The following is a 21,118-nucleotide window of genomic DNA, read 5'->3' as shown; positions in this document are numbered from 1 at the left end:
ATATGCCGATCCATAACCGCATCGCCGACTTCCACGCCGACATGACGGCGTGGCGGCATGATCTGCACCAGCATCCGGAACTGGCGCTCGAGGAACACCGGACCAGCGCCGTGATCCAGGCGAAGCTGAAGGAATTCGGCGTCGACGAGGTGGTGGCCGGAATTGCCCGCACGGGTGTCGTCGGGGTCATTCGCGGCAGCCAGCCGGGCGGTGCGATCGGCCTCCGGGCCGATATCGACGCCCTCCCGATCATCGAGCAGACCAATCTGCCCTATGCCTCGACGAACCCCGGCGTGATGCATGCCTGCGGCCACGACGGCCACACCACCATGCTGCTCGGCGCTGCCAAATATTTGGCGGAAACACGGAATTTCGCCGGCACCGTCTATGTCATTTTCCAGCCCGCCGAGGAGCAGCATGGCGGCGGCGAGATGATGGTGAAGGAAGGTCTGTTCGAGCGCTTCCCGATGGATCTGGTTTTCGGCATGCATAATTGGCCGAAGGATGCGGAAGGCACCTTCCTGTGGCGCGTCGGCCCCACAATGGCGGCGGTCGCCAACATCACGATCGTGGTCACGGGCAAGGGCGCGCACGGGGCGCAGCCGCATAATGGCGTCGATCCAATCGTGGTGTCGGGCGCCATCGTGTCGGCGCTCCAGTCGATTGTCGCCCGCAATGTCGATCCGACCGAGACCGCGGTGGTGACCATCGGCGAGATCAAGGGCGGCAACGCTTTCAACGTCATCCCACCCGACGTCACGATGCGCGGCACCGCGCGCTGGTTCAACCCCACGATCGGCGACCTGCTGGAGCGGGCCGTGATCCGCATCGCGCAAGCGACCGCCGAGGCCTATGGGGCCACGGCCGATGTGACCTTCGCCCGCACCTACCCGGCCGTCATCAACGACGAGGCCGCGACAGCCATGGCCCGAACCGCAGCGGAAGCCGTGGTGGGTGCCGCGCGCGTCGTGCCCATGGAGCAGCCAACGATGGGCGGCGAGGATTTCTCGTTCCTGCTGAATGCCAAGCAGGGCAATTACATCATGCTCGGTGCCGGCCGGACCGCGACCGATCCCCAGGTGCATCATCCGCTTTACGATTTCAACGACGACATTTTGCCGGTCGGCGCCTCCTATTGGGCGACGCTTGCCGAACAACTCCTTCCGCGAGTGCAGCCATGACCATGACATCCGACACCGGCCGTTTCGTCCTTGGCGACCTGACCTTGCAGTCCGGCGACAAGCTGCCAACCGCCACGCTGAGCTGGAAAACCTACGGCACCTTGTCGCCGGCCAAAGACAACGTCGTCGTCTATCCCACGAGCTATTCGGCCCAGCATGCCGACCAAGAATGGCTCATCGCGCCCGACAAGGTGCTCGACCCCACACGTTGGTTCGTGATCGCGCCCGACATGTTCGGAAATGGCTTGTCGTCGAGCCCCTCCAACACCCCGGATTATCCGACAGTCGTCACCACCGCCGACAATGTGCGGGCTCAAAAACGGCTGCTGGTGGAAGCGTTCGGCATCGAGCGCGTCGCCGGCGTCTATGGCTTCTCCATGGGGGCACAGCAGGCCTATCACTGGGCGGCGTTGTTCCCGGACGCCGTCGAACGCGCCATCGTGGTCTGCGGCAGCGCCAAGACCTCTGTGCACAACAAGGTCTTCCTCCTGTCGCTTCTCGCGACCCTCGAGGCCGCACCCGAGCATATCGGCGGCGGTCGCTTCTCGGCCGAACCGAAAGCCGCGTTGCGCGCCTTCGCGCGTGTCTATGCCGGCTGGGCCATGAGCCAGGACTGGTATCGGGCGGACCTGCATCTCAGCGCAGGCGCCGCCGACCTCGACGATTTCCTCGACACCCAATGGGAGCCGGGCTTCACCCGACGCACCGCAGCCGACCTCTACGCCCAGGCCACGACCTGGCTGCATTCTGACATCAGCGCGAACACGCTTTACGACGGCGATCTCGTCCGCGCCCTTCAAGCGATCCAGGCCCGAGTCCTACTTCTGCCGGCTCGGACGGACCTCTACTTTCCCGTGGCCGACAATGCCAATGAGTTGTCCCACCTGTCCCATGGCGAACTCCGCCCCATTCCGACGATCTGGGGGCATCGCGCCGGTAGCCCGAGCGACAATCCGGCTGACCTCGCGTTTCTCCGCAAAGCCGTGCTGGATTGGATGGGCTGACCCGCGCCCGCCGCTCTCGAAACGCGTGACCAGAAAGGACTCCGCATGATCCATCCGATCGTCATCCACCCTGATCCAGTCCTGCACGACATCTCCACGCCTGTGCCGCAGGTCACCGAGGCAACCCGCACGCTTCTCGATGATATGCTCGAGACGATGTACGACGCTCAAGGACGTGGGCTCGCGGCGGTGCAGATCGGCGTTCTGCAGCGGGTCGTCGTAGTTGACATCGATTGGAAGGACGGGGCCAGCAATCCGCTGCTCCTCGTCAACCCCGAGATCGTATGGTCGTCCGACACGATGGCCAAGCGCGAGGAGCTCTGCCTGTCCATCCCGAATGTGCCGACGGAGGTGAACCGGCCCGATCGGGTGCGCGTCCGGTATCTCGACCGCATGGGCGCCCCGCAGGAGATCGACGCCGACGGGATGCTGGCGATGGTGCTCCAGCACGAGGTCGATCACCTGAACGGTTTGCTGATTTTGGATCGGTTGGAGGAGCAGAAATAAACCTCAGACGTCTCTCAAGCGGCCGCCGCGCGCGGCACGGACGCGAGCAACAGCCGCGTATACGCGTGCTGCGGGTCGGCGAAAATGCGCTCCGCCGGGGCACTTTCGACGATCCGTCCGAGGTTCATGACGGCGACATCGTGGGCGATGGCTTCGACGACGGCGAGATCATGCGAAATGAACACATAGGTCAGCCCAAGGCGGCTCTGCAGATCGCCCAGTAGTTGCAGCACCTGCGCCTGCACCGAGACGTCTAACGCCGAGACAGGCTCGTCGAGCACGATGACGGCTGGCTCGGCCGCGAGGGCTCGCGCGATGCCGATGCGCTGGCTCTGGCCGCCTGAGAATTCGTGTGGGTAGCGGTCCGCGAAGTCGGGCCTGAGACTGACGAGATCCATGAGTTCGGCGACGCGCTCGTGGGCCTGCTGACCCGTCATGCCCTTGAGGGCAATCAGCGGCGCTGACAGAATTTCGCGCACGGTCTTGCGCGGGTTGAGCGACCCGAGGGGATCCTGGAACACCATCTGGACCCGGCGGTAGAGGGCCCGGCGATCACGCCGCGCGAGGTCTGCGATCGACTTACCGTCGACCGTCAGCTTGCCGGATGTGGGCTCGAGCAAGCCCACCATCATGCGCGCCATGGTGGACTTGCCGCAGCCGGATTCCCCGACGATTCCGAGCGTTCGGCCGCGCGACACCGTCAGCGACACCCCGTCCACGGCGCGGAACGGCGTCGGCCGTGCCCTGAACCATGCGGTCCGGCTGCGCGGAAATTCGCGGACGATATCGACCGCGCTGAGAACAAGATCACTCATGTCTGATCCATTCGGATGCACCGCCCGAGATGCTCCGGTCCGACAGGATCAAGGCTGATCTCACCGACAGAACAGGCCGGGATGGCGAGATGGCAGCGGGGCGCGAAGGCACAGCCCGGCGGCAGCGCGTCGGTCGAGGGCGGCAAGCCCGGGATGGGCGCCACGCGCCGCTGCCTGACGCCGAGTTCAGGCACGCAGGCGAGCAGTCGCTGCGTATAGGGGTGACGCGGATGCTGCAGAACGGCCCGCACCGGACCGCTCTCCACAACCCGGCCCGCATACATGACGTGCACGCGATCGCAGAGCGCCGCCACCACCCCGAAATCATGGCTGATGAACAGTAGCGCCGCCCCCCGGTCGCGACGCAGGTCGTTGAGGAGCTTGAGAACCTGCGCCTGGGTTGTGACGTCGAGCGCCGTGGTCGGCTCATCGGCGATGATCAGTTCGGGGTCGTTGGCGAGCGCCATGGCGATGCCGACGCGTTGCCGCTGACCGCCCGACAGCTCGTGCGGGTAGGCACGGACCTTCTCGCTAGCGTCCGGGATCAGCACGGAACCGAACAGCGTGACGGCGCGACGCATCGCCTCGGCGCGGCTCACCCCCTGGTGACGGCGGATCGTCTCGGCGACTTGTTCGCCGACCGGGATCAGCGGGTTGAGGGTGGTCTGCGGATCCTGGAACACATAGGCGATCTTCCCGCCGCGAACCTCCTGCAGGCGACCGAGGTCCGCTTCTGCCATGTCCTCGCCGTGATGCAGGATCTCACCGCCGACAATACGACCGGGCGGGCTCGCGACAAGCCCGAGCACCGAGAGCGCCATCACGGTTTTGCCGGAGCCAGACTCGCCCACGATACCAACTGCTTCGCCGGGCGCGATCGAGATATCGACGCCGCCGACGGCCGCATAGGTCGACCGCCCGACGCGGAACTCGGTCCTGAGTTTGCGGATGGCGAGCGGCACCCGAGCGTCGCTCATCGGCGGTGGTAAACCGATGCGGCGTTCGGTGCCGGCCTCGGCATCGGTGCGGGCCTGACTGCGGGCGAGGTGACCCGCCTTGAGTTTGGGATCCAGCACATCGCGCAATCCATCTCCCAGAAGATTGACCCCGATGGCAAGCAACAGAATCACCAACCCTGGGATCGTCGCGACATGCGGTGCGATCTGAAGCAGGTTGCGCCCCTCCCCCAGCATGCCGCCAAGGTCGGCCTGCGGCGGCTGCGCGCCAAGCCCAAGAAAGCTCAGGCCGGCCGTTTCCAGGATCATCCAACCGACCGTTGTCGAGACGCCGATGATGATGCCAGGCAGCACGTTCGGCAGCAGTTCGGAGAGCACGATGCGGGTATCGGAAAGTCCGCAGAGGCGTGCAGCCGCCATGAAGTCGGTGCGTACGACCGAAAGGGCGGCTCCGCGTACACCGCGGGCGAAGAACGGCACATTGACCACAATGATGGCCAGCATGGCATTGAAGAGGCCCGGACCGAGCGCCGCCACGATGGCGAGCGCGAGGAGCAGGTAGGGAAATGCCATCAGGGTATCGATGCCGCGCATCAGCAGCGTGTCCAGCCAGCCGCCGCGAAAGGCGGCGAGCAAGCCGATAGTCGACCCGATGAGGCATGACATCAGTGCCGCGAACACACCGACCGCCAGGCTGAGGCGCGTGCCCCAGATCAGTCGCGAGAGGATGTCCCGCCCCACCTGATCGGTTCCCAGCACGTGATCCGGTGTCAGCGGCGGCTTCAGTCGCAGCGCCAGATGGGCGATCTCGGGCGGTTGGAGCGGCAGCACCGGCGCGAGCAGCACGATCGCAACAACGACCAAAAGTAACGCGAGCCCGAAGGCCGCCATAGGATTGCGCAGGAGGCGCATCCATGCGGTTGGCCGGACGTTACGCCGACGTGTCATGACCGGCGCGGGCCCAGCGGTTGCTGCGGGCGCACTCATGCGACCCGGATCCTTGGGTCGAGCATCGCCTGCATCAGATCCGTGATCAGGTTGATCAACACATAGGCGCTCGCGACGATCAGAACGCCGCCCTGGACAAGCAGGATGTCGCGTGTGGAAATCGCGCTGACCAGCATGCGGCCGATCCCCGGCCATTGGAACACGGTTTCGATATAGACCGCGCCGCCGAGCACGAATCCGGCCTGGAGGCCGATGACCGGGATGATCCCGACGAGCGCATTGCGGAAAGCGTGACCGTGGATCACGCGTCGCTCGCTGAGGCCCTTGGCACGCGCCGTCCGAACATAATCCTGTCGCAACACTTCAAGCATGGCGCCCCGGGTCAGGCGCACCAGGACGGCACCCGCGACGGCCGCCAACGTCGCGGCGGGCAGCACCAGATGGCGGCCGACATCGACAACGCCTCCACCGCCGAACATGTCCGACATCCCGCCGACCGGAAGCCATGCGAGCCGGACGCCGAACCAGAAGATGAACAGCATCCCGAGCCAAAATGAGGGGGTCGAGATGCCGATCAGAACCACCAACGTAATGAGACGATCGGCAAAGCCATTTTGATGAACGGCCGCCACGATGCCGAAGACGATGCCGAACACACTAGCGAGGACGAGGGCCGCCCCGGCCAGGAGAAGGGTCGGGAACAGATGAGCCATGATCTCGTCCAGCACCGGCTTGTGCAGGATGTAGGAGCGTCCGAGATCGCCGTGGAACAGATTGTCGATCCAGATCAGATACTGCACCGGGAGCGGCTTATCGAGGCCGAGTTGATGAGTGACGTCCGCCACGTTGGCGGGTGTCGCGAATGTGCCGAGAATGGCACGGGCCGGATCCCCCGGGATGAGCGAGATCACAAGAAACACGATTACGCTGACCCCGAACAACACCGGAATCACCATCATGAGCCGGCGCAGGATCAGGCTGGCCACATCACCACTCCCTGCTAAAGGCGAGCCGCAAGTCGTCGCTCACGCCTTGCTGGTGCCGTAAAACCGCGTCGTGAACGATGGGTGCAGTTGAAATCCCTTCACATGCGAGGACGACACGGCATTCTGCTTCCAATTCGCGACGAAGACCCAGGGTGCGTCTTCGTAGATGACGTCCTGCAGTTGCTTGTAGATCGCGCCGCGCTTGCCCCGATCTGTTTCCGTTCGACCCTGATCGATGAGAGCGTCGACCTTCGGATTAGAATAACCGCCCGAATTCACCGCAGCGCCCGTCCTGAGCGCGAGCGCCGGGTGCATGTCAGGATCCTGCGTCATGAAGGACAGTTCCGCCACGCCGACATCGGCCGGCATCGCGGGGATGATTTTCCCCAGGAATGTATTCCATTCGTAGGTCTCGATCTTGGCTCGGATGCCGACGGCCTGAAGATCAGCCTGGATGGCGGTGCCCATCAGCTGTGGCGATAGCATCCCGGAGCCGCTTTCCGTCACATAGAACGTTACGTCGACGCCGGTCGGGTAGCCCGCGTCCGCCAAAAGTTGCTTGGCCTTGGCTGGATCGTACGGATACGGTTTGAGGCCACCGTCATAGGCCCAGTCAAAGGCTGGCGGCGTGACGCTGCTGGCCACCGTGGCCGTATCCTTGAGGATATCGGTCACCATCGCGCCCTTGTTGATGGCATAATTGATGGCTTGGCGAACGCGCTTGTCGTCGAACGGCTTGGTTTTGGTGTTGAGCACCAGATACCAAAGATGCGGTCCTGGCTGTTGGTAGTAGATGTAATCGGTCGACGCCGTGAACGTCGCGATATTGTCCGGCGGCACTTCGATCGTGATATCCGTGCCACCCGATTGCATCTCGGAGACGCGCGCGTTCTCGTCGATGATGGGGCGGAACACGAGGCCTTTCAGCGTCGGAGCGCCACGAAAGTAATCGGCGTTTGCTTCCAAGACAAAGCGTTGACCGCTCACCCATTCGATGAACTTGAATGGACCAGCGCCGCCACCGTTGCGGGCAAAATCCTTGCCGAATTTCTTGACCGCCGCCGGGGAGATGCCGGCGAGGCCGCCGATCGCGCCCGCCAGCATGGTTAGGGCCGGCGCATAGGGCTCTTTGTAGACGAGCGCGATCTTGTAGGGGTCGAGCACCTCGACTTTGTCGATCGGCCCGAGCGTGAACACGAAGGGAAACGGCCCGGTGTTGTGGAACGGATGGTTCGCGTCGAGCACACGATCGAAGTTGAATTTCACGGCGTCGGCGTCGAAGCTCGTGCCGTCGTGGAATTTGACGCCCTTGCGCAAGGCGAACGTATAGGTCTTGCCGTCGGGCGAAATATCCCAGGATTCGGCCAAGCCCGGCTCCACCTCGAGCCTTCCGTCTTTATAGCGCAGTAGCCCGTCGTAGATGTTGATCAAGATGCGGAAGTCGCTGATCGTCACGGCCTGCGCCGGGTCGAGCGTTTGCAGTTCCGCAACGTGACCGACCACCAGCACGTCGTTTGGCGTTTGCCCAAACGCAAAGCGTGGCAGGCCAATGACCGAGATCGCCGCAACGCTTCCGAGCAGAGTTCGGCGGGTAAACATGACTGGTGGCATGGGGAACTCCGGAAAGGTTCAGGCCTCGATTGGGGGGCGGTGGCGGGCAACATCGAGCCGGGTTTCGAGGGCAAGGCCGATGCGAAGGATGGTGGATTCATCGAACAGGCGGCCGTAGAGGCTGATCGCGTGCGGGACCGTGAACGTCGCGCCCGTGCTGTCCTGCCCCTGATCCAGCCTTGCTTCCGCGAGCGACAGGGGTTTGCGCGTGGTCGACTGTCGAAAGCCGCATCGTAAGACGAGGCTTGGATGACCGGTGAAGTTGGTGATGATCAGCATCGGGCCCGCGAGGCACGGACCGATCATCGCATCGACACCCTCGAAAGCGCGGTCCATGTCCTGCATGACGCGCCGGCGCAATCGGTCGAGCTGGATATGGTCGACGGCCGAGAGAAAGCGCGCCTTCCGAAACGTGTTGGGCCAGGACCCCGGCTCCTGCCAGGTGAGACTGTCGTCCGTATCATCGAGCGTCAGATGCTCGAACGAGGCGGCAGCCTCGGCGAACAGGACATTCATCAACGAATCGTAAGGCAGCGTGGGGCGAGACAATTCGACCAGCGTGAGCCCAAGCGCACTCGCGTGGTCGAGCATAGCCCGATCGAGGTCATTCACCCCGGCTTCCGCAAAATCCGCCGGATAATAGCCGAGACGAAGCGCCGCGACCGACGCGGCGGCATCGAAGGCGAACGGGGCATCGATGCTACAGGAATCGGCCGGGTCTCCGCCATTGATGGCAGCCAGAACAAGCGCGGTGTCGGCGACGCTGCGACACATTGGGCCAATCTTGTCGAGCGTCCAGCACAGCGGCATGGCGCCGGTTCGCGGCACTCTGCCGAACGTCGGCCGCAGGCCCGTCGTTCCGCAGCGCAAGGATGGCGCCACGATGGAGCCAAGCGTCTCGGTGCCAAGGCTGAAGGCGACGAGACCAGCCGCCGTGGCCGAGCCCGACCCCGCCGACGAGCCGCTCGACCCCTCGTTCAGATTCCACGGATTGCGGGTGACGCCTCCATACCACACATCGCCGTAGGCGAGCGCCCCGAGCGTGAGCTTCGCGACCAAGACTGCGCCCGCCGCGGTCAAGCGCTGCACCACCGTCGCATCCGTCGCTGGAACCCGCTCGGCAAAGGGTTCGGCGCCCCAACCGGTGACGACGCCGCTGGAATCGAGCAGATCCTTGCAGCCCCAGGGAATGCCGTGGAGCGGCCCGAGGTATGTTCCAGCCGCGAGGAGCGCATCGGCGCGTCGCGCCTGGGTCATCGCAAGGTCGGACGTCGCCGTGGCGATACATTCGAGTGTGGGGCCAAACCGGGCGATACGGTCGAGATAGAGGCCCGCTAACCGTTCGGCCGAAATATGCCGGTGGCGGATCCAGGCTGATAGCTGCGTGACGGGCGCGAAGCAGATGCTCGCCGCGTCATTCGGGATGCGTAGAGACTGTGTATCTCCTTCATTGGACTTCGGCGACGCCGGGACCGGCATGACAAAGCCGGGCAAGCGGGGATCGAAACGGGTCGCGGGTGCCAGATCATGCGGCAAGCGGATCTCGCGCCGTCGCTGCGCCAGTGCGATCTGGCCAGCCAGATTGTCGAGCATGAAGGCGCGCTCGGTTTCAGTATACCGGACACCCAACACGTCTTCGGCCGCAGCGATGGTCGTCGTCGACAAAGGAGTGTTGAGGTCATTCATACGGCTGACGTCCTCGACGACGATCACCGCATCATCAAAGCAAGGTTCATTCCAGCCGTAAGTCAGAAGACCTGTTCTGCAGTCGACATCGCTGGATCAAACCGACGCATGCTCCCGACCCTGGTCGGACCATCGACGTTTGGTCAAAACTGTTGTTCGGCGCGACCGCGAACCCATTGCGACAGCACAACCGCGACCAACAAAGCGCCGCCGTAGAACAGCGATTGCACGAAGGAGCTTAGGCCCATGAACATCAGGCCGGTGATGCCGATCACGAGGAAATAGACTGCGACGATCGTGCCCCACGCGTTGAAGCGGCCCGGCTGAATGGCCGTCGATCCCAGAAACGCGGCCGCGAAAGCGGGCAATTGGAACGAAGCGCCCGACGAGGGATCGGCTGCTCCCTGCGTCCCGCAATAGAGAATGCCGGCGATGGAACCCAGCAGACCCGACACGATCAGGGCCCCCCAACGGACGCGGTCGGCATTGATTCCACTCAGACGGGACACCTCCCGGCCGCGGCCGACGAAGAGCATCCGTCGCCCCATGGCTGTATGCTCGAAGACGTACCAGAGAACCAAGGCCAACAGGATTGCATAGTAGAACACGAGCGGCACGCCGAAGAGCCGCTTGACGATGACATAGTCCATCAGCGCGAAGTCGACGCCGCTGATCGTCTGCGATCCACTCAGCCAGGTCGCCAAGCCGCTCACGAACGTGCCGGTTGCGATGGTCACGATCAGCGAGTGAATCCGAAAATAGGTGATGAAGAACCCATTCAGCAATCCGACCACAAGCCCCATCAGCAAGGCGGCCGGGACCGCAAGCCAGAGCGACAGACCCATCTGGGCGTTCATCACCGCGACGATTACCGACGCGAGCACCAGAACGTTGGCGATCGACATGTCGAAGTCGTTGGACGTCAGGGGGACGATGAGCGCGAGCGCCACGATGGCGAGCACCGCCTGTGAACCCAGCATCCCCGATATGTTGCCCCAACTCAGGAACGTGTCCGGCAGCAAAATGCCGAAGAGCGCAAAGAGGATGATCAGCGCGATCACGAGGCCGAAGCGCTCGATCGCGGCAGTAATGTTTAGGCGAACCTGCGGCTTCATCTGAGCGGCCAGCGATGCGGATGCGATCTTCATGGGACACCTTGCAGCTGGGTGGAACCGCGGAGGCAGGTTTCAGCGATGGTCTGTTTCGAGATCTGCTCGCCCTCGAGCTGGGCGCCGATGTGCCCGTCGGCGAAGACCAGCACCCGGTCGCACAGAAGGGCGAGTTGCTCATAGTCGGAGCTGGCGCATATGACAGCAGCACCCTTGCGCGTGGCGTTGCGGATGGCGTCAAACACCAGTTCTCTAGCGCCCACATCGACGCCTTGGGTCGGCTCGTCCAGCAGGATGAGGCTCGGGTCTGTCTGCAGCCATTTCGCAAGCACGACTTTTTGCGCGTTCCCGCCGGACAGCGAGGACAGCGCCCGTTCGGGGCGGTTCGGCACCACGCCGAATTGTTGCCCGAGATCATGCGCCAACTGGTGCATCGGCGCGCGCCTGACACACCACGGGTTCAATTTGTGGCCGAGCACCGGCATCGTGACATTGTCGGCGATCGGCAACATGCCGATGGCGGCTTTGGCGTTGCGGTCCCCCGGAATCAGAACCGTGCCCATCTTCAGCGACCGGGCCGGCGTCGCTTCAGCAAGCGCGACGCTCTCCTCCGCGACGCGCAAGCTGCCGCTCTCGCAGGGCAGCGCGCCGTAGAGCATGTAGACGACCGACTCGAAGCCGGAGCCCAGCAGGCCGGTCAGGCCCAGAATTTCGCCAGGCTGCACCTCGAAGCCGACATCCGCGACGCCGTTCCCGCGGAGGTCGGTGATCGCGGCCTTTGCGGGGCCGCGCCGGGCGGCATCGGAGTGAGGCCGGGCGGTCCGCAGCGCGCGCCCGATGATGAGTTCGATCAAATCCTCGCGGGTCGAGGTGTTGGTCGCGATGGTGCCGGCGACGCGTCCGTCGCGCAGCACCGTCGCGCGGTCGGTGATCTCGCGCACCTCGTCGATGTCGTGCGAGACGAAGAGAACGCTTGCGCCTCCCGCGACAATCCGACGAACGAGAGCGAAAAGTTTTTCAACGTCCCGCTTGGGGAGAAACGGCGTCGGCTCGTCGAGAATGAGGAGGCCCGCACCAGCTTCGCGGGATCGCAGACCGAGATCCTCGACGGCGCGGACGATGGCCACCATGGCTCGCTCGATGGCGAGCAGGCCACCGACGGTTGCGGCCGGATCGATCGAAAGATCATAGCGCTGGAAGATCGCAGCGCACTCGGCCCGTGCCTTGCGCCACGACAGCGCCATGTCGTTCGAACGGCCGAGACGGCCCAGCAACATGTTCTCGACCACGGTCAAGGACGGGATCAGGGCGAGGTTCTGATGCACGGTACTGATGCCGAGCGACTGGGCTTGCCCGCTCGGCAAAGGCAGCGCGACAGGGCGACCGCCAATCATCAGTTCGGCCCCAGGATCGGCGTTCTGGTAACCGGCCAGGATCTTGATCAACGTCGACTTACCGCAGCCATTCTGGCCCAAAAGGCCGTGCACTTCGCCCGGTTCGATGGTCAGGCTCACGTCGTCGAGCGCACGATGGCCTCCGAAGGTCTTTGAGAAGTGCCGTGCCTGCAGGGCTGACGTCATGGCGTGGGGTTAATCCATCATCCAGAGCTTGTTATAACCTGCAACGTAAGCATCGCCGTAGCCCTTGGACACTTCCGGCGGCGTACCGGCCTCCTTCGCGTTGCTGGCATCAAACAGATAGAACGGGATGAGGGGATCGTTGACCGGTGTCAGCCCACAGACCCGCCGCATATTGGCGTCGAGCACCGCACGAGCGACCCAGGCGAGACTCTCGCCGATCGTCATATCGACGCGACCCTGCTGGATGAGACTCAGCGCCCCGGGCGTGCCGTTGAAGCCGTCGATGAGAACACGGTCCTGCGCGTTGGCCAGGATCACTCCGGGAACAACGAACTGCGTCATGCCGTCGTAGATCGTAATGATGTAGTTGATGGTTGGATCGGCCGTCAGCGCGGATTGAACCGTCGGGGTCAGCCGCGTCGCCCAGTCGACAGGCGGAACGTTGACGGTTTTACTGGTGCAGGTCGCACACTTCTTGAGTTCCTGCTCCACCCCGGACTGGATGAGCCCCGTGGCGAGTGGGCCGGTGGCGATCAGCACAAGCGCATTGAGTTTGCCTTCGCGCTTCACGATAGCCCAATCGGCAAGGATATTGCCGACAGTCCGGTAGTCCACAACCGCATCGCCATCGACATATTTCATCATCTCGGCGCGTTGCTCGATGCCGTTGTCGTGCGAAGCCACGACCGGGATACCGGCTTGCTTGGCGGCCAGAATTTGGGGCACCAGCGTGCGAGGGTCGGTACCGGCCAACAGATCGATGAGGCTTGCCTTTTGCACGATGGCCGCGTTGACGCCCTGTGCCCATTGTTGGCTGGTCCCCTGGTTTTCCCAGGTCGTGAACTTGAAGCCGACGCGATCCGCGATGGCCTTCATCTCTTTCTCAATCGCCGCCGTGAAGGTGTTCTCGCTGGAGACCGGAATCGAAACGATGCTCTTGCCTGCCATGCATTTACGGGCGTCGAAAGCCGGGCCAGCGGCTTTGAAGGACGGCTTGCTCTGGAAACGAGCCAGCGACTCTTTGAAGGGCGCAAGGTCGACGTCCGCAGCCCGACCCGGGGCCGCACTTGCGAGGAGCCCGGTCAGAAGAGATGCGGCACCAATCAACGAGATGCGGGCCCGACGCCCCGTGAAAATCTTTCGCAACATCACTGCCTCACCGGTTCGCTCCACAGGACCCTTCCCGTTCTTGTCTTCAGTCTACAGAGTTTGAGGTCGGCGAGAAGTCGATATTATAGGATTCTTTGCAATCGAGCGCAGCGGAGTGACTATTTTGCAGGCATAGAACCGTTTCGTCTTGACGTCGGTGCGGGCGAGCAGAGGAAACATGAGCCGATGCCCTTGCGCGGCGAGATCGGATCGGTCAACCGTCGACGTCTGGCCGTAAGCGTCACTTGTATTTCCTGATGAGAGGCAAACACACTCCGATGGATGCTGACAACGTCCCACATGGCAACGGCCTCAGCGGATTTGCCGTCACGGCGCAGGTGGCGCTGACCGAACAGGTCATCCAGAAACTCGTGACAGCCATCATCAGCGGTGTGCTCAAGCCTGGCGAACGATTGATCGAAACCAAGGTTGCGGCCGATCTTGGCGTCAGTCGGGGGCCGTTGCGGGAGGCCCTTAAAGTGTTGACCGGGCAAGGTCTCGTCGTCACCAGTGCTGGGCGCGGGACTCGCGTGGCTGAACTCTCGATTGCCGACGTCGAAAATATGTCCTTGCTGCGCGCCATGCTCGAGGGGCTTGCGGCTCGTCAATTCGCGGCGGATGCATCGCCCGAGAGCCGGAGCCAGTTGCGCGACGTCTATGCCGAGATGCTCAAAGCTGCCACGGATGGACGTGAAAACGACTATAAGGCCCTCGATTCCCGATTTCACGAGACGATGGTGGTCGGCTCGGGAAACCGCTTCCTCGTGAGCAGTTGGCAAGCGTTGCGGACGTTGCTTTACGCTTATCTGGCCCGCAGCGAACTCTACCATGTGCAACCGACCGAGGTTGCGGGGCGACATAAAGCTTTTCTGGATGCCCTTGAGTCCGGCGACCCTGTCGAGGCAGAGGAACTGTTCCGGAGCGTGATCCTCCTGAAGGCCTATCAAAACCTCAACAAGCCTATTCCGAGTTCCATCATGGGTTACGTGACCCGTGACATCCGCAAGGACGGAACGGTGATGCGACTGCGCTAGAGCGGTCGCAGAACAGATTGCCAAGTCAACAAAATAAAGTGTGCGCAGGTCCGGCACAGGCGCAAGCACGTCTCGAGCCTTGAGCGTCAGAAGCAGAGGCGATGATGATGATCTTGAAGGGGAAGACCGCTCTGGTCACAGGAGCGCAGAAGGGGATCGGCCGGGCAACCGCCATGATGCTTGCCGAAGCCGGCGCGGATATTGCGGTGCACTATTTCGATGACGAAGCAGCGAGCCAGAAGCTTGCCGCCTGTATAACGTTGCTCGGTCGCAAATGCGTGACCATACAGGCAGATCTGCGGGATGTATCCGCCGCGCGTGAGCTTGTCGACGCCGCGCGGGACGCGATGGGACCGCTCCATATCGTCGTCAACAATGCCGGCATCTTTCATCGGGCGTCCCTCGCCGCCCTGTCGCCTGATCTTTGGGACATGACGCTGGACGTCAATCTTCGAGCCAGCACCTTCGTGATTCAGGCTGCCGTCGCGCATATGCGCGCGGACGGCATCGCTGGCTCGATTATCAACATGTCCTCGGTTGCTGCTTACGGAACGGCCCGGGGGGTACATTACAGCGCCAGCAAGGGCGGCATGGATGCCATGACGAGGGCCGTCGCGCTGGATGTTGCGCGCGAAGGTATCCGCGTGAACGCCGTCGCGCCGGGCATGATCCTGACCGATCAGGCTCTCGAAGGACACGCGGTCGAGGAGTTGCGGGCCATTGCCTTGGAAACACTGCCGGGACGCTTGGGAACAGCCGAAGGAGTCGCCAGCGTCGTGGTCTTTCTCGCGTCGGACGCAGCCAGTTTCATCAATGGCGAAACCATCGCCGTGAACGGCGGAGCCCGAATGGCATAAACGCGAGATTGAGCATTGACTTTTCTGTCGACAGTAGACGAGAAAGGCTTATCGCCCATCCGTGGAGTAAGCCGTTTGGCCGAAGTTCGCCTGCTTTCGACGACCGCTATCCTCGGTTATGGATTTCCGGCTGAGTCCCTCACGCGCGGGATGGCGCGCCGTCCTGACCTCATCGGCGCAGATGCGGGCAGCGTCGACCCGGGCCCTTACTATCTCGGCTCGGGAAAAGGCTTCACCTCTCCGCGCGCCGTCAAACGCGACCTGCAACTCATGCTGCGCGCCGCTTCGGACCATGGCGTCCCCGTCGTGATCAGCACGGCGGGCGGCGCCGGCGGGCAGCCGCATCTCGAGGCGACAGCAGCGATCGCACGCGAGATCGCGGCGGAAGACAAGCTCGGCTTCAAGATGGCGTTGATTGGTTCGGAACAGGATAAGGAACTGCTCGCGACGCGAGCCGAAGCCGGTCAGACCAAGCCCCTGGCAGGCCTGCCTCCTCTGACGCGCCGGACAATCGAAGCATCAACCCGTATTGTCGGGCTGATGGGCCCGGAACCCTATCGCGCCGCGCTCGATGCCGGCGCACAGGTCATCATCGCTGGACGCAGTACCGACCCGGCACCATGGGCGGCCGCTGTTTTGCGCGGCGGCTTGGGGCATGCCGAGGCTTGGTACGCTGGCAAGATGCTGGAATGCGGCGCGGAACCAGCGCTTCCCAAGAAAGAGGATTGCCTGTTCGTCACGGTCGGCGACGGATATGTCGAATGTGAGCCGACCAATCCCATCCGGCGCTGCACGCCCTTGTCGGTCGCCAATTTCGCGCTGCATGAAAATTCCAGCCCCATTCGGCATATCGAACCGGGCGGCATCCTCGATACGTCCGCTTGTCGCTTCGATGCCGTCTCCGATCGCGCCGTTCGCATTTCCGGTATGCGATGGGAGCCGGCAGAGCGCCTGACCATAAAGCTTGAAGGCGTCGAACTTGCCGGGTTTCGATCGATCACCATCTGCGCCACACGCGATCCGGTCCTGATCGCCAATATCGAGCCGTATCTCGCCAAAGTCCGTGAGGTCGTGGCCGACAAGTCGGCCGCCTTCGGCATCGCACCGGAGGCCTATCGCCTGATCATCCGCAGCTACGGCCTGAACGGCGTCATGGGCGATCTCGAACCCCTTGCGAACACGCCGGCCCACGAGCTGTGCTTTGTGGTGGAGGCTGTTTGCGAGACGCAGGAACAGGCGGCGGCCGTGATCGGCATGGCGCGGCTCACGATGCTGCATTCGGATTTTGCTGGGCGCCTCTGCAAGGAAGGAAATATGGCCATTCCGTTCTCGCCGTCGGACATCGACGTCGGCCCGATGTACCGGTTCAACGTGTTTCACACGGTCGAGGCCATGTCGCCGACGGAACTCTTTCCCATTACCTACGAGACGGTTTGACAATGGCCCGCATCGGCAGCATCGCCCAGGTCTGCAAGAGCAAGAACGCCGGACCATTCCATTTCACCATCGACGTCGTCTTTGAAGACGCCGCCATGTTTCGCGACGTGAAGGCGACAGGCGTCATCAACGCCGAACTCTTTGCGAAGCTCTACAAGGTCGACTTGGACCAGGTGCAGTTCACGATTTACGATGCTGCCATGGCGTTCAAAGCGACTGTACCGCGCAAGATCCCGGCGGGCGATTTTGGCGACACCGACGTCTACGGCGCGCAGCAGCATGCACCGCTGCTGGATATCGACATCCCGATCAACGCTCTAGCCTGAGGGCACATGGACGGTTTTACCTTCGACACGGTCCCGACCATTATCTGCGAGGCTGGCGCCCTGAAGCGGATCGGCACACTGGCGGCCGACCGCATCGGGCGCCGCATCTTGATCGTCACCGATCGGGGGCTCGCGTCCAGCGCGATCGTGACTGATGCGCTGAAGAGCCTGGAAGCCGCCGGCGTCGCGCCGGTTGTTTTCGATGCGGTAACAGCCGATCCGGCCGCCAGCATCGTTCAGGCAGCGGCCGATATGGCACGCGAGGCACGGGTCGAGGGAATCATCGGGCTCGGCGGCGGCTCCTCGATGGACGTTGCCAAACTGGCAGCGCTGATCTCGCCAGGATCACAGCCGCTGGAGGCGCTTTACGGCGTCGACAAAGCCGTTGGGAAACGCCTTCCTTTGATGCTCGTGCCGACGACCGCCGGAACGGGGTCGGAGGTGACGCCGATCGCGATCGTGACGACGGGTCACCACCAGAAGATGGGCGTGTCGTCCCGCCTCATCATCCCCGATGTCGCCCTCCTCGATCCTTTCGTGACGATCGGACTACCGAAAGCGATTACGGCGGCGACTGGGCTCGACGCCATGGTCCATGCGATCGAGGCCTATACGTCCATCAGCCCCCGCAATAATCCACTGTCGCGGATGTTGTCCGAAACAGCCATCCGCCTGCTCGCCTCGAATTTGCGGCGTGCCGTGGATCACGGAGCAGACGTAGAGGCGCGGGGTGCGATGCTGCTGGGCGCGATGCTAGCCGGACAAGCATTCGCCAACTCGCCGGTCGGCGCGGTCCATGCGCTCGCCTATCCGGTCGGTAGCCGCTTCGGCGTGCCGCATGGCATGTCGAATGCGGTGGTGCTTCTCCATGTGATGCGATTCAACCGCAGCGCCTGCGCGCCTGGTTACGCCGCGCTTGCGCCTTTCGCGTTCCCGCATTTGGCGGGGCTTGGCCAGGCCGAGCAGGTGGACGGGTTCATCGATGGCCTGGCTGGCCTGATGCGCGACACCGCCATACCCTCCACACTGGGTGAGGTTGGCATTGTGGCGGCCGACGTGAATGATCTGGCGAATGATGCCATGGCGCAGACGCGACTGCTCCAGAATAATCCCAGAAACATGACCTATAACGACGCACGCGCGATTTACCGGGCGGCTCTCTGAGCGAAATATGTTGCCGATGCGGTTTCAAGCGCATCGGCATCGAGGCTCACGCCTCCGGTTGCAGGACGATCCGGCCGAAGAAGTTGCGGCTCTCCATTAGCGCCTGCGCGTCCGCCGCCTTCGCCAGGGGGAACGTGCCCTGGAGGACGGCCTTGAGCCGCCCCGCTGCCATAAGTCCGAGGACCGTGGCGGCGATCTCGCGCGTCGAACGCCCGCAACCGAGAAGCGTGATGTGCTTGCGGAAGAACTCGATCATGTCGATATCGACGATCTCGCCGCCTTGCGCGCCGATGGACGCGAGCCTGCCGCCATCAGCAAGAGCTTTGAGGCTCTGCTTGAGGATGTCGCCGCCGACCCCGTCCAGGACGACATCGACGCCTCTGCCGCTCGTCAAGCGCTGCACGCCGTCGACGAGTGTTTCCTTGCGATAGTTGATGACGGCGTCCGCCCCGAGCGCCATCACCTTGTCGATCTTGTCGTCGGCCCCGACCGAGGCGATCACGCGCGCGCCGGCCAATCGAGCGATCTGAACCGCATGGGAGCCAACTCCGCCGCCGGCCGCATTGATCAGCACTGTCTCACCGGCCTGCAGGCGCGCCGTCGTGATGAGTGCTTCCCACGCCGTGGCGAACGGGACCATGGAGGCGGCCGCGTCGATGAACGAGACACTGTCCGGGAGCGCGATGAGATTGCTTTCCGGCACCATCAGCTTTTCGGCGTAACCGCCCCAGACCGTTACGCCAAGGATGTCGGCATTCTCGCAGATGTTTTCCCGCCCACTTCGGCAGTGAGCGCAATGTCCGCAGGACACCACAAAATGCGGCGCCACCCGATCGCCCACTTTCCAGAGGCTCACGTTGTGACCAATCGCGACGACCTCGCCGGCCGCATCGACGCCCATGACATGCGGGAGTTTCTGCTCGACCCCAAATGTGCCGTTCCGCACATCGATGTCGCAATGATTCAACCCGGAGGCTCGGATTTGAACAACGACCGTGTTTCCGGTCACGACAGGATCCGCCACCGTTTCATAACGAAGCTGTTCGAGCCCTCCGTGCTCCCGCAACACAATCGCTTTCATCGGCTCTCTCCGCTCCCGCGCCCTCAGGGTCGCTTCTTTGTCTTCTGTAGACAGTTTTAAATCTGACGTATAGGCTCATCTGCAGACGTGAAGGGTTGCGAGGGCTGGGATGTCTGAGTTCACAACGCGGGTTGCTGTGGTCACGGGCGGCGGCAGCGGAATCGGCAAGGCGGTGGCGATCGCGCTCGCCGAGGCGGGCGCCGCCGTCGGCGTGGTCGACTGGAACCGTGCGAACGCCGAGCGCGTCGCAGCCGACTTGTGCGGCAGAGGGTTGAGGGCACTCGCAGCGGTCGCGGATGTCGCCGACGAGCCCGCGGTCGAAACCGCTTTCGCGACGATCGTCGAGGCGTTTGGCGACATCGACATCCTCTTCAACAATGCTGGCATCGACAATGCCGTCCCGCTCGTCGACATGTCGGCTGAGGTCTGGGACGAGATGATGCGGGTCAATCTGAGAAGCTTATTCGTCTGCACGAAGGCGGTCCTCCCGGCCATGCAGCGCAAGCGCTGGGGGCGGATCATCAACACCGCCTCGCAGAGCGGCTACAAGGGGGCGCCGGCAATGGTCCATTATTGTGCCACGAAGGCCGGGGTCCTCGGCTTCACACGCGCTCTGGCCTACGAAGTGATCGACGACAACATCACGGTCAATGCGATCGCGCCCGGCCCGATCGATACCCCAATCAAAGATACGCTACCGCCCGAGTGGGTCGCCGCAAAGGTCGCCGGCTTACCGATCAAACGCTTCGGCACTGTCGACGAAGTTGCGCCGGCCGTCATGCTCTTGGCGAGCTATGCGGGCGCGTACTTCGTCGGTGCCTGCCTGAACATGAACGGCGGCGACCACATGGCTTAAGCGTCGAACGCACGGGCCAAAAAAAGATTGAAGCGGAGACGAGCCTATGACTTCCGACAGTTGGCAGGACATCCTCAGTGACAGCGACCGCGAGGTCATTCGCCGCGGAAAATGGGGTCAGACGGCCGGCTTCGGCAAGCGACCGGCCCTCCTGATCGTCGACGCCCAAAATTATATGACCGGTATTCCGGGCGCGAGCGATAATGCAGCGCATTTCCCGCTTGCCTGCGGCGAGGTTGGTTTTGCCGCCGTTGAATGGATCGCTGCTCTGCAAACCTCCGCGCGTCGCCATGGCGTTCCCGTGTTTCAGACCCGCTTCATCGTCAACCCCGACGCCGACGATTGTGGCATGTTCCACCGCAAGGTGGGCGCCGGGATCGGACGCGGCGAGAACCTCTATTTCGATGGACTTTTGGTGCCGAGATCGTCACGCCGCTGCGCCCGCTAAAGGGCGAGATCGTCCTCGACAAGAAGAAAAAAAGCGCATTCTTCGGTACGCCCCTTCTCTCGCTGCTGATCGATAAGCAGATCGATACTGTGATTGTCACGGGAGGCTCGACCAGCAATTGCGTCCGAGCAACCGCCATCGACAGCGAGCAGCATAACTTCTTCACCATCATCCCCGAAGAGGCAGTCTTCGACCGCATCGACATCAGCCACCGGATCAGCCTCTTTGACATGAACCGTTTTTGCGGTGACGTGATGCCCTGTGACGACGTGCTGGCCTATCTCGAAAGGATCGGCACAACACGCGAGGACCGTTCGTGAGCAGCTTCGAGCCGTTTGTCGGAACTCCGGTCCCGGGCCCCGAGCGCGATTTCGTCGGTTATG

At 63.0% G+C, this 21,118-nt stretch carries 20 protein-coding genes; 11 read left to right on the top strand and 9 right to left on the bottom strand.

Annotated features, from left to right (window positions below; all coding sequences use genetic code 11):
- Positions 1–2: 2 nt before the first annotated feature.
- From EY713_RS13300 to def, 3 genes are read left to right on the top strand one after another with little or no spacing between them, the layout of a single operon-like run.
- Positions 3–1,181 (top strand): M20 aminoacylase family protein, encoded by a 1,179-nt coding sequence (locus EY713_RS13300; protein ID WP_131115556.1) that lies wholly within the window; start codon positions 3–5, stop codon positions 1,179–1,181.
- On the top strand, positions 1,178–2,185 hold the full coding sequence (locus tag EY713_RS13295; RefSeq protein WP_131115554.1) for an alpha/beta fold hydrolase: 1,008 nt from the start codon (positions 1,178–1,180) through the stop codon (positions 2,183–2,185). Before EY713_RS13300 ends, EY713_RS13295 begins: the two co-directional genes overlap by 4 nt.
- 45 nt (positions 2,186–2,230) lie before the next feature.
- Positions 2,231–2,692 carry a peptide deformylase gene (gene def, locus EY713_RS13290; protein WP_131115552.1) on the top strand — a complete coding sequence of 154 codons (462 nt, stop codon included), beginning with the start codon at positions 2,231–2,233 and terminating at the stop codon, positions 2,690–2,692.
- A 14-nt stretch (positions 2,693–2,706) separates the two neighbouring features.
- On the opposite strand, the gene EY713_RS13285 is transcribed toward def, so the two are convergent.
- The 8 genes from EY713_RS13285 to EY713_RS13250 form a co-directional block, all read right to left on the bottom strand.
- Positions 2,707–3,507, bottom strand: a complete 801-nt coding sequence (locus tag EY713_RS13285) for an ATP-binding cassette domain-containing protein (protein WP_131115550.1) — start codon at positions 3,505–3,507, stop codon at positions 2,707–2,709.
- Positions 3,504–5,450 (bottom strand): dipeptide/oligopeptide/nickel ABC transporter permease/ATP-binding protein, encoded by a 1,947-nt coding sequence (locus EY713_RS13280; RefSeq protein ID WP_131115548.1) that lies wholly within the window; start codon positions 5,448–5,450, stop codon positions 3,504–3,506. Before EY713_RS13280 ends, EY713_RS13285 begins: the two co-directional genes overlap by 4 nt.
- Entirely contained in the window at positions 5,447–6,397 is a 951-nt protein-coding gene (locus EY713_RS13275; RefSeq protein WP_131115546.1) for an ABC transporter permease, read from the bottom strand. The genes EY713_RS13280 and EY713_RS13275 overlap by 4 nt, the downstream gene beginning before the upstream one ends.
- A 39-nt stretch (positions 6,398–6,436) precedes the next feature.
- Positions 6,437–8,008, bottom strand: a complete 1,572-nt coding sequence (locus tag EY713_RS13270) for an ABC transporter substrate-binding protein (protein ID WP_165491128.1) — start codon at positions 8,006–8,008, stop codon at positions 6,437–6,439.
- 18 nt (positions 8,009–8,026) lie between these two features.
- A complete protein-coding gene (locus EY713_RS13265; RefSeq protein ID WP_131115544.1) occupies positions 8,027–9,694 on the bottom strand; it encodes an amidase in 1,668 nt (555 codons plus the stop codon).
- A gap of 143 nt (positions 9,695–9,837) precedes the next feature.
- Positions 9,838–10,842, bottom strand: a complete 1,005-nt coding sequence (locus EY713_RS13260; RefSeq protein WP_210215270.1) for an ABC transporter permease — start codon at positions 10,840–10,842, stop codon at positions 9,838–9,840.
- Positions 10,839–12,383, bottom strand: a complete 1,545-nt coding sequence (locus EY713_RS13255; protein WP_131115542.1) for a sugar ABC transporter ATP-binding protein — start codon at positions 12,381–12,383, stop codon at positions 10,839–10,841. The genes EY713_RS13260 and EY713_RS13255 overlap by 4 nt, the downstream gene beginning before the upstream one ends.
- 9 nt (positions 12,384–12,392) lie before the next feature.
- The gene (locus EY713_RS13250) at positions 12,393–13,532 is read right to left on the bottom strand and encodes a sugar ABC transporter substrate-binding protein (protein WP_131115540.1); all 1,140 of its coding nucleotides are present in this window, start codon (positions 13,530–13,532) and stop codon (positions 12,393–12,395) included.
- 278 nt (positions 13,533–13,810) lie between these two features.
- Here EY713_RS13250 and EY713_RS13245 point away from each other — a divergent pair, with 278 nt between their 5' ends.
- The 5 genes from EY713_RS13245 (at position 13,811) to EY713_RS13225 (ending at position 18,350) form a co-directional block, all read left to right on the top strand.
- Positions 13,811–14,566 (top strand): GntR family transcriptional regulator, encoded by a 756-nt coding sequence (locus tag EY713_RS13245; protein ID WP_165491127.1) that lies wholly within the window; start codon positions 13,811–13,813, stop codon positions 14,564–14,566.
- 101 nt (positions 14,567–14,667) lie between these two features.
- Positions 14,668–15,423: an SDR family oxidoreductase gene (locus EY713_RS13240; protein WP_131115536.1), complete on the top strand. Its 756-nt coding sequence runs from the start codon at positions 14,668–14,670 to the stop codon at positions 15,421–15,423.
- A gap of 75 nt (positions 15,424–15,498) precedes the next feature.
- Positions 15,499–16,860, top strand: coding sequence for an acyclic terpene utilization AtuA family protein (locus EY713_RS13235; RefSeq protein WP_210215269.1), 1,362 nt, complete (start codon positions 15,499–15,501; stop codon positions 16,858–16,860).
- Positions 16,861–16,862: 2 nt separating this feature from the next.
- A complete protein-coding gene (locus EY713_RS13230) occupies positions 16,863–17,186 on the top strand; it encodes a DUF4387 domain-containing protein (protein ID WP_131115534.1) in 324 nt (107 codons plus the stop codon).
- A gap of 6 nt (positions 17,187–17,192) precedes the next feature.
- The gene (locus EY713_RS13225; RefSeq protein WP_131115532.1) at positions 17,193–18,350 is read left to right on the top strand and encodes an iron-containing alcohol dehydrogenase; all 1,158 of its coding nucleotides are present in this window, start codon (positions 17,193–17,195) and stop codon (positions 18,348–18,350) included.
- A gap of 46 nt (positions 18,351–18,396) precedes the next feature.
- On the opposite strand, the gene EY713_RS13220 is transcribed toward EY713_RS13225, so the two are convergent.
- Positions 18,397–19,431 carry a zinc-binding dehydrogenase gene (locus EY713_RS13220; protein ID WP_131115530.1) on the bottom strand — a complete coding sequence of 345 codons (1,035 nt, stop codon included), beginning with the start codon at positions 19,429–19,431 and terminating at the stop codon, positions 18,397–18,399.
- A 109-nt stretch (positions 19,432–19,540) separates the two neighbouring features.
- Here EY713_RS13220 and EY713_RS13215 point away from each other — a divergent pair, with 109 nt between their 5' ends.
- From EY713_RS13215 to EY713_RS23595, 3 genes are read left to right on the top strand one after another with little or no spacing between them, the layout of a single operon-like run.
- Positions 19,541–20,287 (top strand): SDR family NAD(P)-dependent oxidoreductase, encoded by a 747-nt coding sequence (locus tag EY713_RS13215; protein ID WP_131115528.1) that lies wholly within the window; start codon positions 19,541–19,543, stop codon positions 20,285–20,287.
- A 46-nt stretch (positions 20,288–20,333) separates the two neighbouring features.
- On the top strand, positions 20,334–20,735 hold the full coding sequence (locus EY713_RS22765) for a cysteine hydrolase family protein (RefSeq protein ID WP_165491126.1): 402 nt from the start codon (positions 20,334–20,336) through the stop codon (positions 20,733–20,735).
- A complete protein-coding gene (locus EY713_RS23595) occupies positions 20,630–21,055 on the top strand; it encodes an isochorismatase family protein (protein ID WP_165491125.1) in 426 nt (141 codons plus the stop codon). The genes EY713_RS22765 and EY713_RS23595 overlap by 106 nt, the downstream gene beginning before the upstream one ends.
- Positions 21,056–21,118: the final 63 nt, after the last annotated feature.

It is taken from the genome of Lichenihabitans psoromatis (assembly GCF_004323635.1).
GTDB lineage: Bacteria > Pseudomonadota > Alphaproteobacteria > Rhizobiales > Beijerinckiaceae > Lichenihabitans > Lichenihabitans psoromatis.
Note: the sequence above shows the minus strand (reverse complement) of the source record. Positions and strands in the feature narration are given on the sequence as shown.